Annotated in this window: 1 protein-coding gene; it reads left to right on the forward strand. The window is 53.1% G+C overall.

Features of this window, described 5'->3' with window-relative positions:
• Positions 1–121: 121 nt before the first annotated feature.
• Positions 122–446: circularly permuted type 2 ATP-grasp protein (locus AC1D0P_RS29640; RefSeq protein ID WP_477680001.1), on the forward strand; the 325-nt coding region annotated here is incomplete at its 3' end.

A 446-nucleotide genomic window follows, 5' to 3' on the forward strand; every position in this document is an offset into this window, starting at 1 on the left:
GCAGTGAATCGACCTAAGCAAATTTCCTCTTATGCCATCGAGCATGCTTCTTGCATTGCAGCGAACATTGGTTTCAAATGTTTTCATAAAAATGGGGAACGGTGATTTGGCATTTGACGAAATGATCAACGTGGATGGCAGTCCGCGGGAGCCTTACAGGAAATATTACGAGTGGTTTAACGAACAGGAGCCCAGCTATCTCACGGGGAAGGCGCGGGACGCGGAGAATATTTTCCGCAAGACAGGCATCACCTTCGCCGTCTACGGCCACGAGGATGCAGCCGAAAAGATCATTCCCTTCGACCTCATCCCCCGCATCATTTCCGGTTCGGAATGGCGAAAACTCGCGCAGGGCATCGAACAGCGCGTGCTGGCGCTCAACGCCTTCCTCGAAGACATCTATCACAAGCAGGAAATCATCCGTGCCGGCCGCGTCCCCCGTGAAC

The sequence above is a fragment of the Polaromonas sp. P1_G2 genome (assembly GCF_056405515.1).